Consider the following 13,753-nt stretch of genomic DNA (forward strand, 5'->3'; position numbering starts at 1 on the left):
ATTATCTTATCATACTTTTCGTCCTTTTAACGACCTCATTTCTTCTTGCCATTTGCCTTTCATTAAATTATTACAAAATGAAAACACATATTTTACCTGCAATAAAACTGACAGCTTTGTGCATCATCCTTCTTGCAATTATTTATCCGGTTTCTATTTGGGCAATTGCTCAGCTTTCACCTAATCGTGGGAAAGGAGATTTGATTACTCACAATAACAAAACCTATTACGCAAATATCGCACAGTCTTTTACCAGCGATAAATATTTTTGGTCAAGACCTTCTTCGGTAGATTACAATGCTGCAGGTTCTGGAGGAAGCAACAAAGGTCCATCAAATGAAGAGTATTTAAAACAAGTCCAGGCTCGTATCGATACTTTTATGATGAAAAACCCGGGAATTGCAAAGTCAGAAATCCCTGCAGATATTGTAACGGCAAGTGGAAGTGGACTTGACCCAAATATCTCGGTACAAGCTGCAAAAATTCAGGCAAAAAGAATTGCTAAAAGCAGAAATCTGTATGAAAGAGAAATCAATAACCTCATCGCTGAACATACAGAAAAATCATTGATTGGACTATTTGGTCCTGAAAAAATCAATGTTCTTGAATTGAATATCGCACTAGACCAATTAAGTGGAAAATAAGTTTTAAAAATCAATATTTCTCATCTTAAATTTCATTTTTTACATTTTGTCCGATAAAAATTAAATACAATTATTGGTCAATTGGTTTATGTTTTTCATCGGACAACAATGATTTTCTAAATGATATTCTCCCACACTTTTTAATTTAAAATAAATGAAAAAAATACTTTTTGTTTTGTTAGCTGTATGCGGAATCACTGTATATGCTCAAAACGATTCAATCAAAAAATCACTTACAATAGGCGGATACGCTGAAGTTTATTACACAGTAGATTTTAATAATCCTAAAAACAATAACCGACCAGGATTTGTGTATAGCCACAATAGAAATAACGAAGTGAACGTGAATTTAGCATATATAAAAACTGCTTACAACACAGAAAATGTACGAGCTAATCTGGCTCTCGCTGTGGGAACTTATATGAATGCAAATTATGCAGCCGAACAAGGCGTGATGAAAAATGTTTATGAGGCAAATGTAGGTTTGAAAATCTCTAAAAAACATAATTTATGGATCGATGCCGGAATTTTCCCATCGCATTTAGGTTTTGAAAGTGCGGTAGGAAAAGATAACTGGACGCTTACCCGAAGTCTTTTTGCCGACAATTCTCCTTATTTCGAAACGGGTGCAAAAATTTCTTACACTTCTGAAAGTGGGAAATGGTTTGTAAGCGGATTGGTACTCAACGGTTGGCAAAGAATTCAGAGAGTTGACGGAAATTCTACTCCTGCATTCGGTCATCAGTTGATATTTAAACCTAATGAAAAACTGACGATTAACAGCAGTTCTTTCATAGGAAATGATAAACCCGATAGTATTCGCCAAATGCGATATTTCCACAATCTGTATGCGGTATATCAAATCAACAAAAAGTTTGGGCTTACTGCAGGTTTTGATATCGGAGCCGAACAAAAAACAAAAGGAAGCGACCAATATACTATTTGGTACACGCCAGTTTTAATTGCAAAATACAATGTTACCGATAAATTGAGTTTTACAGCAAGAGGAGAATATTATCAGGATGAAAAAGGAGTAATCATTTCTACAGGTACAGAAAATGGTTTCGAAACTTTCGGATATTCTTTCAATGCAGACTATCAGATTTTCCCCAATCTTGTCTGGCGAACAGAAATTAGAAATTTAAGCAGTAAAGATGCTATCTTTATGAACAGAACAGATGAGTTTAATAAAAACAGTTTGACAGCCACTACAGCTTTAGCAATTTCATTTTAAATGAAAAAAAATGAATGAATCACGAAAATCAGCGGAAGAGTTTCTGCAGCTAATTAACAGTTCAAAACGTGGTAAACTGAAAATTTACATCGGAATGAGTGCAGGTGTAGGAAAAACCTACAGAATGCTGCAGGAAGCTCATGTGCTTCTTCAAAACGGGATTGATGTAAAAATTGGCTATGTAGAAACGCACAATCGTAAAGAAACCCATGATTTGTTGGAAGGTCTTCCGATCATTCCCAGAAGAAAATTATTTTACAAAGGAAAAGAGCTCGATGAGCTCGATGTTCCGGCAATTATCGTATTGCGTCCTGAGATTGTTATTATTGACGAATTGGCTCATACCAATATTGAAGGGAGTAAAAATAAAAAAAGATGGCAGGATGTTTTTGAGATTTTAGACGCTGGAATTAACGTTATCAGCGCTGTAAATATCCAACATTTAGAAAGTCTAAATAATGAGGTGAAAACGGTGACAGGAATTGAAGTTACCGAAAGAATTCCTGATACCGTTTTGGCTTCTGCCGATGAGGTTGTGAATATCGACCTTACTGCCGATGAATTGATTACCAGATTAAAAGAAGGAAAAATTTACGATAAAAGTAAAATTTCTTCAGCATTAGATAATTTTTTTAAAAACGAAAATATTCTTCAGCTTCGTGAGTTGGCGTTGAAAGAAGTCGCATCACAGGTAACCAGAAAAGTAGAAACCGAAATTATAACCGGAAAAACTTTAAGGAAAGAAAAATTCCTTGCATGTATCAGTTCAAACGAAACAACGGCTAAAAATGTGATCAGAAAAACGGCGAGACTGGCAAGTTATTACAACAGTCAGTGGTTTTTACTGTATGTGCAGGTTCCTCGTGAATCGGCTGATAGAATTGCACTTAACAAGCAAAGACATTTGATCAATAATTTTAAACTGGCTACCGAATTAGGCGCTGAAATCATAAAAATTCAAAGTAAAAATATTGCAATGACGATTATGGAGCAGTGCGAAGAACGTAAAATTACAACCGTATGCATCGGCAAACCACATCTGGATATCTGGAGAATTATTTTGGCTACAGATACTTTTAATTCCTTACTCAAAAGACTTTCAAAACAGAACGTAGATTTAGTAATTTTGTCGTAATGAAAATAAAAACAAAGCTTAACGCAGGCGTTGGTCTCCTGTTTTTTATGATAATTGTACTGTCTACTTTGGGTGGATGGTTTATTTATCAGCTTAAAAAAGACACACAGAATATTCTTACTGACAATTACAATACATTGCAGTATTCCCGAAATATGCTGTTGTCGCTCGAAGAAATTGGTAAAGAACCTTTTGCAATAGCAGAATTTCAGAAAAATCTTGATCTTCAGCGTCAGAATATTACAGAAGATGGGGAAAAAGAAGCTACGAAAAATATACTCGCTCATTTTTCAGATTTAAAAAATGATAAAGAAAATTTAAATTTACATTCAGCTATTCGAAAAGATATTGCAGAATTGATGCAGCTGAATATGAATGCCATCCAAATTAAAAGCGGAATTGCCAATACAACCGCACAAAATGCAATTGCAGTTATTTCTATTGCAGGAACCTTGTGCTTTTTAATTGCTTTTATTTTGATGGTGAATCTTCCGGCCAATATTTCAAATCCGATCCGTGAATTGACTTCGAGTATTCATCAGATTGCCAATCAGAATTACAGAGAGCGAGTACAGTTTGAAAGTAACAGTGAATTTGGTGAACTGGCGAGATCTTTTAATACGATGGCTGAAAAACTTCAGGAATATTCTGAAAGCCGAATTGATAAAATATTAAAAGGAAAAAAACGCATCGAGACTTTGATTGACAATATGCACGATGCCGTAATAGGAATTGATGAAAACAGAAAAGTTCTTTTTGTAAATGATGAAGCTTTAAAAATTTCCGGTCTTAAAAAAGAAAATTTTGTGGGTAAACTCATTCAGGATGTTGCTGTGAGTAACGATTTGGTGCGTGATCTTATTAAAGAGATCATCAATCCGGATGCAGAGAAAAATCCTTCCGAATTATTAAAAATTTTTGTGGAAGGAAAAGAAAACTATTTCGAAAAAGAAATTTTAGATATCAATGTGATTCCAACCGGTGAAAATGACAGCCGTTTTATTGGTCAGGTGATCATGCTTCGAAACATTACACCTTTTAAAGAGCTTGATCTTGCTAAAACCCGTTTCATAGGAACTGTTTCACATGAGTTTAAAACTCCTATTTCTTCAATACAAATGGGATTACAATTATTGGAAAATGAAAAAATTGGGAGCCTTAATGAAGAGCAGCAAAAATTGATTAAAGGGATTGATGAAGATACATTACGATTGCTAAAGATCACAGGTGAACTATTAAATGTAGCTCAATTGGAAACCGGAGTAAGTCAATTGAATATTCGTCCGTTTAAGATTAATGAAATGCTTGAAGAAGTTATTAAAACCAATAGATCTGCAGCAGATAAAAGACAAATTTCTATGATTACTGATATAGATTCAGGCCTAGATATCATCAATGCTGATCAGGAAAAGACTTTATGGGTTCTTAATAATATTGTTTCTAATGCAATTCGTTATTCTTATGAACGATCAACTGTCACTATAAAAGTTGAGAAAATTGATTCTGATCACGTGAAATTTTCTGTTGAAGATCAAGGTTTAGGGATTGATGAGCAATATCTGAAACATATTTTCACAAGATATTTTCGGGTTCCCGGAACAAAAGCTGAAGGAACTGGTTTAGGACTCAGCATCAGTAAAGAATTTATTGAAGCACAACGCGGAAGCATTGCTGTAGAAAGTGAAGTAGGAAAGGGAAGTGTATTTAGTTTTATTTTAAAAAATTAATGTGAAAATAATAAAATTGTGTTTTTAACTGAAAGGAAATGCAATATGATCTAAAATAAAAAAGTAGCTGGAAAAATATTTTCAGCTACTTTTTATCTTTTTGTTTTACTCTTAATTGAGTGGCTTTCGTCCTGATATAACATTAATTAATACAACAACAATTGCAATAACTAAAAGAACGTGAATTAAACTTCCTGTATCCATTCCTGGAATTACGCCCAGCATTCCTAAAAGCCAGACTGCGATGCAGATTACTGCAACAAGCCATAATATACTTCTCATAATAATAAATTTTTGGTTGGTTATTTAGTTATATGCATTTTCTGTGCCTTAAATGGTTTTAGATATTATTCTTAAAAAATATTAATTCCTTTTATATTTGATTTACAGAGGTTTAATTTTTAAAATGTGGTATTTTTTATTTTTAATTAAGCATAAAAAAAGATCCCGTTAAGGATCTTTTATAGTGAACGATTAATCGTTTATAGCTTTGGAATTGAGATTGGTATCTGCAAGTTTCGAGAGCAGATTATTACAGTTTTTTTCTTCATCTAAGGTAGAAAGCAACTGTTTAAGACAATCTTTTTCTTTAAGGATTTTTGCGTATGCTGCCAAAGTTCCGTAAGTTGCTATCTCGTAATGCTCAACTTTTTGTGAAGCTGCGATAATTCCTACATCACGTACTGCGCCTGGTTTTGTTTCTTCCATAATGCTTTTACCTTCGTCTAAAAGTCCTTGCATTGCATCGCATTTTTTTGCCTGTGGTTTTTTCTTTAATGCTTTAAAGCATGCTTCAAGTCTTTTTACCTGTTCTTTGGTTTCTTCCAAATGGTCGCCGATGGCTTTTTTAAGTTTTGGATCAGTTGCATTTTTCTGCATTTTGGGTAATGCTTTTGTAAGCGCTTTTTCTGCCCAGTAAATATCCTTTAAAGCATCTTCAAATAAATCACTCAGATTTTTTGCAGCATCTTTTTTTGCAGGAGTCTTAGCGGTAGATTTTACAGGAGCTTTTGTCGTTTTTTTAGCTGAATCTTTTTTAGTAGATACACTTTTAGTTTTCATAAAAAATTTTGTTAGGTGGTTTACCTTTTAAAATTACAATTTTCAGACCATCGAAGGTAAAATCTTTACAATGTGGTATGTATTGTAAAATAAGGATTTAAATAAAAATATTATTCCTCTTCTTTCTTAAAACTGATGACTTCAAAAGCATCATCAGAAGAATATTTTTTACAGCTGTCATCATCAAATTTTTCAGGATTTTTCAGGAAATCATCGATGAATTTTTTGCTTTCATCGGTATTCGCTGGTGAAATCACAAGATGATATTGTTTTAGTACCGATTCGTCGGCATTTTTCAGAGATTCTTTTTTATGCAATAATGCTTCTTTATGGGTCATAAATTTATATTTTTAAAATTGTATTAATTTTTACGTTCTTAATCAAAAGATTTTTAACAATAAACATGCCCACAAATTTTCCTTTTTCCGTATTTGAATCATTTTCAGATTCTTGTATACAAAAATTGCCTACGTAATGTAGGCAATTCAAAATCATAATAATATAATTGATTGTGGTGTGCATTGCATATATCAATTCGTATGCCATGCATAATTCGTGTGGTATCTAAACTTTAATTATGATTATATATGATCATATTATTGTTAATCATAATTCAATATGATTTATTCGAATTGATTTTCAGGACTTCTGAAATTCTGTAAAGTAGGTAAAGCTTTTAAAGCAATTTTTGTTGGCTTTTTCTTTTTAGCTTTTTCTGAACCCAATAATTGGCTGACTTCAGTTTTTTCTCCTTTTACAAGATCAAATTTTGTTTCGGTCGTTGTATCTTTGCCGTCCCAAACGATTTTTTTTATTTGAATTAATTCAAATTTTCCGTTCTGATAAAAGAATGTATAATATTCTTTTACATCTTTTATTTCACAATAAAGAATAAGATTTCCGTTTTCAATAAGTATGTTCGGAACCTGATCGCCACCATATTTTCCATTAGGATATTGAGGATTGAAAACGTCTTTAGAAGAAAATTCTAGTCTAAGTTTTCGGTTGGGTTGCAATAAAAAAATCTGCAGCTTTAAGGGTTGTTGTGCATTAACGGTATCCATGGTTAAAATGACCTTATCCTGCAATCCGTCCCTGTTCAGGTCTCCCATTACTTCTCTTACACGCACGGTGAAATGTTCAGTATTACTCTGTTGTTGCGAATAAATATTTACAGAAATCAGAACTAAAAATATCAGCAATGTGTTTTTCATGGTTTAAATAAAAGTTTTTTCGAATAAAATATTTTGATGTTTCTATTTATGATTCAAATTAGATATAAAATTCTAAATAAAAATAATCAAGATTTTGAAGGACAAGATAAACAAAATCATGATAATAATCGAATATATTATTAAGATAAATTACTTGGTTTTCTTGGCATCATTGTTGCGAATGGGAAGGAAATATTTAATATTTATAAAATATATGTAATCTCTACTTTTTGTACGGTTACATAAATTTTATCTGATAAATCATTAAACAAATTTGTGATTTTCGAAATATTTTCAAAGAATTTTTTGAATTAATTACTGATAATACAGATTATGATAAAAATGGTTTACAAATAACTGTTTATCGAATTATTGTCAGTATTTTTGAGTCAGAAAAAAATTAACAAACAATTGATTTTACCCTAGATATGATCTTAATCGTTGATGACAATCAAAACAATCTTTTTTCATTAAAAAAATTATTAGAATCTAAAGATTTTCAGGTAGATACCGCAGATTCCGGGCCGGAAGCATTAGGGAAAGCATTGAAAAATGATTACGCCTTAATTATCTTGGATGTACAAATGCCGGAAATGGACGGTTTTGAAGTTGCCGAAACACTTGCAGGATACAGCGGAACCAAAGATATTCCCATCATCTTTTTATCGGCTGTTAATACAGAGAAAAGATTTATTACAAAAGGTTATGCTTCGGGAGGAAAAGATTATGTTACCAAACCTGTAGATCCTGAAATTTTATTGTTGAAAGTAAAAACCTTTTACAATTTTCAGGAACAGAATATTGCGATGCGAAAAACTCAGCAAAGTCTTGAGCTTGAAGTAAAAGGCAGACGAGAATCACAGGTGACGATGAAATCGCAAATCGATCATTTTCACTTGATGTTGGAGTCCTTACCGCAAATTGCATTCACTCTAAACGAAGAAGGAACGGTAGATTTTGTCAACGGAAAATGGTACGAATATTCTCATTCTTACACTACTTTTCCTGAAACTCACCCTGATGATTTCAGTATTACAGAAGAATTTTCACGTTGCAAAAAGAAAGGAAAAGCACTTGAATTAGAAATCAGAATTAAAAATATAAAATCCGGAGACTTTAGATATCATCTCCTTCGCGTCACTCCGGTGCGGGAAGAAAATGTTATCAAAAACTGGGTAGGAACGTTTACCGATATTGATGATCAAAAAAAAGTAGAGAAAGAGAAGGATGAATTCTTGAGTATCGCAAGTCACGAACTAAAAACTCCTTTAACGAGTATTAAAGCTTATGTTCAGCTTTTAGACCGAAAATTAAAACTCAGCAAAGAAAGCGCAGAATCTGGATTCTTGGTTAAAGTTCAGGATCAGATAGAGAAGCTTAATACGTTAATTTCAGACTTGTTAGATGTTTCTAAAATTGAAAACGGGAAGCTCAAAATCAATAAAAAACCTACCAATCTTGATCAGTTAATACAAAATGCAATCGAAACCATTCTTCAGACTCACGATGAGAAAAAGGTAAAAATTGATCGTCACGGTTACATTCCGGATATTCTTATTCCTTTGGATGCGATTCGTATTGAGCAGGTTTTGATTAATTTTTTAACCAATGCCATCAAATACTCTCCGGAAAATCATCAGGTAATTGTTACCACATTTGTAGATGAAGAAGAGCAGGAAGTAAAAGTAAGTGTTACCGATTTTGGAATTGGTATTCCGGATTTCAAGCAGGAAGCTGTGTTTCATAAGTTTTACCGTGTAGAAGAGTCTTCGCTTCAGTTTCAGGGAATGGGAATTGGACTTTATATCTGTTCTGAAATTATTAAGCAACATCACGGGAATATTGGAGTTTCGAGTATTATAGACGAGGGTTCTACCTTTTATTTCACATTACCATTAAATTAATTTTATGCCGAAAAAAATATTAAGAAATCTGCAGTTCGGTGTCGGTTTTTCATTGTTGATACTGATTGCAAGCTCAATTGCTTCATATCTGAGTATTCAGAATCAGATGAATCATCGTGAAAGTGTAGGAAAAAGTAGACGTGCAGCAACTGCCGTAAAAGATGTTTTGGTAGCGCTTTTAGATGCGGAAACCGGAAGTCGCGGTTATCAGCTTACCGGAAGAGAAAGTTTTCTGGAACCTTACAATCGTAGTTTAAATGAATATTCAAAAGCGATTGAGCTTGCAAAAAATATGGATGTTGCAGATCCAAAGCAGCAAAAACGTTTAGATCTTTTAGAACAGAATGTTGAAAAAAGCATCAATAATCTGAAGTTTTATGTTGAAAACAGACGCAAAGGTATTGTGATGACTCAAGATCAGATCTTAGAGAGTAAGATTTACATGGATAAATGCCGTGAAGTGGTCAATGATTTTGTAAAGTATGAAGAATCTCAGCTTGAAATAAAAAACAAAGACCTCAATCGTTCCTCGAATACAACGGTGTTATTCATCATGTTTTCAGCGCTTTCTGCAATTGTAGTAACCGTGTTTTTCTATCTGAAATTAAGATCGGATCTTGTACGCAGAGAAAAACTTGAAAAAGATTTAAGAGATAAAGATGCACAAATATCGAGACGTGTAACCGCTATTCAGCAGATTGCAAACCGAGTAGCGAATGGTGATTACAGTCAAAAAGCGGTAGATAATTCTCAAGACGATTTGGGAGATTTGGTAGGTTCTCTTAATCACATGACAGAATCTTTAAAATTATCTTTTGAAACCATTAATAAAAGTGATTGGCGACAAAAAGGTTTGGCTTTATTAAACGAATCTTTAGTAGGAAACCAATCGGTAAAAGAAATATCAGAAAATTCTCTGTATCAAATCATCGATTACGGAAAATGCATCAACGGATCTTTATATGTATTTGATGAAGGAATTTTAAGACTCAATTCAGCTTTCGGTTTAGAAAGCAATATGAAAAAAAGTTTTGAGCCAGGAGAAGGAATGATTGGTCAAACCTTCGTTAACGAAAGACCTACAGTTTATAATGATCTTAAAGAAGAAGATTTTATAGTAAGCTTTTCAAGCAGCAAACTTAAAACAAATGGATTGTTATTAATTCCTGTACTTTTTGATGGTCACAGTATTGGTGTGTTAGAATTAGCTTCACTGACTAATTTTGATGAAGACAGAATCGATTTTTTTGTAGAATGCACAAGAAATATCGGAATTGCGCTTAATGCTGCAAAAGGACGTGAAAAAGAACAGCAATTATTAGAAGAAACTCAGGCTCAGTCTGAAGAATTACAGGTGCAACATTCTGAATTGGAAAACCTTAATACAGAACTGGAAGCTCAAACTCAAAAACTTCAGGCTTCTGAAGAAGAACTGAGAGTACAGCAGGAAGAACTGATGCAGGCAAATGCTGAACTGGAAGAACGTTCAAGATTGCTGGAAGATAAAAATCATATGATTGCCGAACGAAATAATGAAATTCAGAAAAAGGTTGAAGAACTGGCGTTAAGCACTAAATACAAGTCTGAGTTTTTGGCAAATATGTCTCATGAATTGCGTACTCCTTTGAACTCGATTCTTCTTCTTTCACGATTAATGGTAGAAAATCCTGAAGAAAATCTGAATGAAGATCAGATAGAATCTGCAAAAGTGATTCAAAGTTCCGGAAGTAGTTTGTTGACATTGATTGACGAAATTTTAGATTTAGCTAAAATAGAATCCGGGAAAATGACCTTAGAATATCATGATGTTGAAATTTCTGAAGTTGTAAAAGATTTAAAAAGTCTTTTTAATCCTGTGTTTTTAGATAAAAAGCTTCAATTTAATATCAATATTGATAAAGAAGTTGAAAACGTTATCGAAACAGACCGTTTGCGTGTTGATCAGGTTTTACGAAATCTTCTTTCCAATTCATTGAAATTTACAAAACATGGAAGCATTGATTTAAACATTAAAAAAGATCCTAAAAATAAAGATTTCATCATTTTCTCTGTGAAAGATACAGGAATCGGAATTCCGGAAGACAAGCAGAGAATTATCTTTGAAGCTTTCCAGCAAGCAGATGGTTCTACCCGCAGAAAGTTTGGAGGAACCGGTTTAGGACTGTCGATAAGCCGTGAAATTGCAAGATTATTGGGTGGAGAATTAAGCTTAACGAGTAAAGTAAATGAAGGAAGTGAGTTTAGTTTTAATATTCCGATTAAGCCGGTTGCAGAAATCGTAACTCATGAAACCGATCAGCAATTGGTAGATATTATTCGTGAAGATGTAGAAGTAATTCAGAATATTCTGGACGATGGTGAAACGGAATATTATGAAAAAATTGTTCTTGAAATCCCTGAAAGTGTTGATGACGACAGAGATCAGATCAATGAAGACGATAAAGTAATTTTAATTATTGAAGACGATACCAATTTTGCAAAAGCATTATTGAAATACGCAAGAACCCAGGATTACAAAGGAATCGTTGTGGTAAGAGGTGATCATGCTTTAGCTGCTGCACAACAATATCATCCACAAGCGATTTTATTGGATGTACAGCTTCCTGTAAAAGACGGCTGGAAAGTAATGGATGAACTAAAATCTAATCCTGAAACCAAGCATATTCCTGTACACATGATGTCTGTACTTCATGTGAAAAAAGAAAGCCTGATGAAAGGTGCTATTGATTTCATTAACAAGCCAATGGCTTTAGATCAGATGGCAGATGTTTTCAAAAAAATTGAAGAAGCGATCAGAAAATCTCCTCAAAAAGTGCTGATTGTGGAAGAAAATGCAAAACACGCAAGTGCATTGTCTTATTTCTTAAGCAACTTTAATATCTCTTTATCTATTGAGAACAACGTTGAAGATGTGGTGAAAGCATTAACCTCAAACCAAACAGATTGTGTGATCTTAGACATCGGGGACTCTCGTGGAAATGAATATCAGGTAATCGAATCTATTAAAAGTTATGATGGTCTCGAAAACTTGCCGATCATTATTTTTACGGAAAGAAACTTATCTCAGTCTGAAGAGCTTAAAATTAAGCAGTATGCAGATTCTATCGTAGTGAAAACTGCGCATTCTTATCAGAGAATTTTAGATGAAGTCGGCTTATTTTTACATTTAGTTGAAGAAAAAAATAATTCTTTAGAAAATGTAAGAACAAAAACTTTAGGCTCATTAACAGAAGTTTTGAGTGGTAAAAAGATTTTAATTACAGATGATGATGCCCGAAATATTTTCTCTCTAACCAAATCTTTAGAAAAATATAAAGTGGAAGCGATCGTTGCAATGGACGGAAAGCACGCCTTGGAACAGATCAAGCAAAATCCTGATATCGACGTGATTTTAATGGATATGATGATGCCCGAAATGGATGGTTATGAAACCATTCAGGAAATCAGAAAAATGCCGAAATTTGCAAAACTTCCTATTATTGCCATTACCGCAAAAGCAATGATTGGAGACCGCCAGAAATGCATTGATGCAGGAGCTTCAGACTATATTTCAAAACCTGTAGATATTGATCAGCTATTGTCCTTGCTTAGAGTGTGGTTGTATGAAATTTAAACAGATAAAATTCTGATGAATAAGAAAATCTTAATAGTGGATGATGATCCGCGAAATATATTTGCCCTAAAACTGACTTTAAAAGCGAGAGGATATCAGATTGAGAGCTCTACAATGGCTTTGGAAGCAATTGATATGCTCAAAAAAGATCAAGATATTTCTGTTGTTTTGATGGATATGATGATGCCCGAAATGGATGGTTATGAAGCGATAAAAATTATCCGAAATACACCGGAAATCAGCCAGATTCCTGTTATTGCAGTTACCGCGCAGGCAATGCCCGAAGATCGTCAGAAATGTCTGGATGCGGGAGCGCAGGATTATGTTTCAAAACCGATCAATGTTGATATATTGTTAACGGCTGTCGAAAAACTTTCTTAAAAATGCTCGAACCAAGTATCATAAAAGATGAAGAAGTAGAATTTCTTATTAAAGATGTCTACGAACTGTACGGATACGATTTTTCCGGGTACAGCAGAGCTTCTTTTAAACGGAGGGTAAACCGTATTTGCTTGATAGAAAGATTCACAAGCTTTGCAGAATTGCGTTATACCCTCATCAATGAGCCGGAATATTTGAAACGTTTTGTAGAAGAAGTAACGGTAAATGTTACCGAAATGTTCCGTGATCCTCATTTTTTTAAAGGATTAAGAGAAAAAATTTTACCGCAGTTGGGAACTTATCCTTTGATCCGAATTTGGGTTGCAGGTTGTTCTACAGGCGAAGAAGCATATTCTATGGCAATCTTATTGAAAGAAGCCAATTTGTATCATAAATCTTTGATCTACGGAACAGATTTGAATCCTTCGGTTTTAGAAACAGCAAGAGCAGGAGTTTTTCCTTTGCAGCAAATGAAATTATATTCTGAAAATTATATGCTTTCTGGCGGGAAAAAAGATTTTTCAGATTATTATACTGCGAATTATGATAGTGTAAAATTTGATAAAAGCCTGCAGGAAAAATTGATTTTATCGACCCATAATCTGGTTTCAGATAGCTCTTTTAACAGCTTTCAGTTGATTATTTGCAGAAACGTTCTTATATATTTTGACCGTGGTTTGCAGGAAAGAGTTTTCAGACTTTTTGATAACAGTTTAGAAAATTTAGGCTTTTTGGCTTTAGGAGCAAAAGAGACGATTAGATTTTCTAAATTAGACAAAAATTTCCACCAGATTGATGATCAGAGAATCTGGAAAAAAATAGATCATCACTAATATTTT

The 13,753-nt window shown here is 33.5% G+C and carries 12 protein-coding genes; 8 read left to right on the plus strand and 4 right to left on the minus strand.

Going from position 1 to position 13,753, the window contains the following annotated elements; translation table 11 throughout:
- The first annotated feature begins 77 nt into the window (after positions 1–77).
- The 4 genes from BUR17_RS02310 to BUR17_RS02325 all read left to right on the plus strand — a co-directional run bounded on the left by BUR17_RS02310 (position 78) and on the right by BUR17_RS02325 (position 4,740).
- Positions 78–644 carry a K(+)-transporting ATPase subunit C gene (locus BUR17_RS02310; protein WP_074228425.1) on the plus strand — a complete coding sequence of 189 codons (567 nt, stop codon included), beginning with the start codon at positions 78–80 and terminating at the stop codon, positions 642–644.
- A gap of 154 nt (positions 645–798) precedes the next feature.
- Complete coding sequence (locus BUR17_RS02315) at positions 799–1,878, plus strand: porin (RefSeq protein ID WP_074228426.1); 1,080 nt, start codon at positions 799–801, stop codon at positions 1,876–1,878.
- Between the two features lie 10 nt (positions 1,879–1,888).
- Positions 1,889–3,013, plus strand: a complete 1,125-nt coding sequence (locus tag BUR17_RS02320; protein ID WP_074228428.1) for a histidine kinase — start codon at positions 1,889–1,891, stop codon at positions 3,011–3,013.
- The gene (locus tag BUR17_RS02325) at positions 3,013–4,740 is read left to right on the plus strand and encodes a sensor histidine kinase (RefSeq protein WP_074228430.1); all 1,728 of its coding nucleotides are present in this window, start codon (positions 3,013–3,015) and stop codon (positions 4,738–4,740) included. The genes BUR17_RS02320 and BUR17_RS02325 overlap by 1 nt, the downstream gene beginning before the upstream one ends.
- A 111-nt stretch (positions 4,741–4,851) precedes the next feature.
- Here BUR17_RS02325 and BUR17_RS20620 read toward each other — a convergent pair whose 3' ends face one another.
- From BUR17_RS20620 to BUR17_RS02345, 4 genes are all read right to left on the minus strand, one after another.
- Entirely contained in the window at positions 4,852–5,022 is a 171-nt protein-coding gene (locus BUR17_RS20620; protein ID WP_116095019.1) for a lmo0937 family membrane protein, read from the minus strand.
- 192 nt (positions 5,023–5,214) lie between these two features.
- Entirely contained in the window at positions 5,215–5,802 is a 588-nt protein-coding gene (locus BUR17_RS02330) for a YciE/YciF ferroxidase family protein (RefSeq protein WP_074228432.1), read from the minus strand.
- Positions 5,803–5,912: 110 nt separating this feature from the next.
- Positions 5,913–6,140, minus strand: coding sequence for a hypothetical protein (locus BUR17_RS02335; protein WP_074228434.1), 228 nt, complete (start codon positions 6,138–6,140; stop codon positions 5,913–5,915).
- A 285-nt stretch (positions 6,141–6,425) separates the two neighbouring features.
- A complete protein-coding gene (locus BUR17_RS02345) occupies positions 6,426–7,016 on the minus strand; it encodes a hypothetical protein (RefSeq protein WP_074228437.1) in 591 nt (196 codons plus the stop codon).
- Positions 7,017–7,444: 428 nt separating this feature from the next.
- Here BUR17_RS02345 and BUR17_RS02350 point away from each other — a divergent pair, with 428 nt between their 5' ends.
- The 4 genes from BUR17_RS02350 to BUR17_RS02365 are packed head-to-tail and all read left to right on the plus strand — an operon-like array spanning position 7,445 to position 13,747.
- Positions 7,445–8,920, plus strand: a complete 1,476-nt coding sequence (locus BUR17_RS02350; protein ID WP_074228439.1) for a hybrid sensor histidine kinase/response regulator — start codon at positions 7,445–7,447, stop codon at positions 8,918–8,920.
- Between the two features lie 4 nt (positions 8,921–8,924).
- A complete protein-coding gene (locus BUR17_RS02355; RefSeq protein WP_074228441.1) occupies positions 8,925–12,533 on the plus strand; it encodes a response regulator in 3,609 nt (1,202 codons plus the stop codon).
- Positions 12,534–12,548: 15 nt separating this feature from the next.
- Positions 12,549–12,914, plus strand: coding sequence for a response regulator (locus tag BUR17_RS02360; protein ID WP_074228443.1), 366 nt, complete (start codon positions 12,549–12,551; stop codon positions 12,912–12,914).
- A gap of 2 nt (positions 12,915–12,916) precedes the next feature.
- Positions 12,917–13,747: a CheR family methyltransferase gene (locus BUR17_RS02365; RefSeq protein ID WP_074228445.1), complete on the plus strand. Its 831-nt coding sequence runs from the start codon at positions 12,917–12,919 to the stop codon at positions 13,745–13,747.
- Positions 13,748–13,753 lie beyond the last annotated feature (6 nt).

The sequence above is a fragment of the Chryseobacterium scophthalmum genome, assembly GCF_900143185.1.
Taxonomy (GTDB): Bacteria; Bacteroidota; Bacteroidia; order Flavobacteriales; family Weeksellaceae; genus Chryseobacterium; species Chryseobacterium scophthalmum.